Here is an 856-nt window from a genome sequence, read left to right on the forward strand (position 1 = left end):
CATGAAATCGCCGTCTGACATTTATGCACAGCAGTTTTTAAGAATTCATGTAAAAGATGAGGTTGGTTCATTCTCGAAAATTACATCTGTGTTCTCAGAGCGGGGCGTGAGCTTTGAAAAAATCCTTCAGCTGCCAATTAAAGGCCATGATGAGTTAGCTGAAATCGTAATTGTCACACATCATACATCAGAAGCTGATTTCAGTGATATCCTGCAAAACCTAAATGATTTGGAAGTCGTTCAAGAAGTCAAAAGCACATATCGTGTAGAAGGGAACGGTTGGAGCTAATGTGGAAAGGACTTATCCATCAATATAAAGAATTTTTACCTGTAACAGATCAAACACCGGCGCTAACTTTACATGAAGGAAACACACCTCTTATTCACCTGCCGAAGCTGTCTGAGCAGCTCGGAATTGAGCTTCATGTCAAAACGGAAGGCGTCAATCCTACGGGATCATTTAAAGATCGCGGAATGGTTATGGCTGTGGCAAAGGCAAAAGAAGAAGGCAATGACACGATTATGTGCGCGTCAACAGGTAACACTTCCGCTGCTGCGGCAGCATATGCAGCCCGTGCTAACATGAAATGCATTGTCATCATCCCGAACGGAAAAATTGCATTTGGAAAACTCGCTCAAGCTGTCATGTACGGAGCCGAGATTATCGCAATTGACGGAAACTTTGATGATGCGCTTAAAATTGTCCGTTCCATCTGTGAGAAATCACCGATTGCCCTTGTCAACTCAGTCAACCCTTACCGCATTGAAGGCCAAAAAACTGCTGCCTTCGAAGTGTGCGAACAGCTGGGGGAAGCGCCTGATGTTTTAGCGATCCCGGTCGGAAACGCGGGAAACA

General features: G+C 44.6%; 2 protein-coding genes. Both read left to right on the plus strand.

Features of this window, described 5'->3' with window-relative positions; all coding sequences use genetic code 11:
* Window positions 1-289 (plus strand): ACT domain-containing protein (locus ACWHAR_RS25005; protein WP_452088173.1); only part of this gene is annotated, 289 nt, incomplete at its 5' end.
* A partial coding sequence (gene thrC, locus ACWHAR_RS25010) for a threonine synthase (protein ID WP_452088174.1) occupies window positions 289-856 on the plus strand: 568 nt, incomplete at its 3' end. The genes ACWHAR_RS25005 and thrC, both read left to right, overlap by 1 nt.

It is taken from the genome of Bacillus sp. LR--39, from assembly GCF_053613335.1.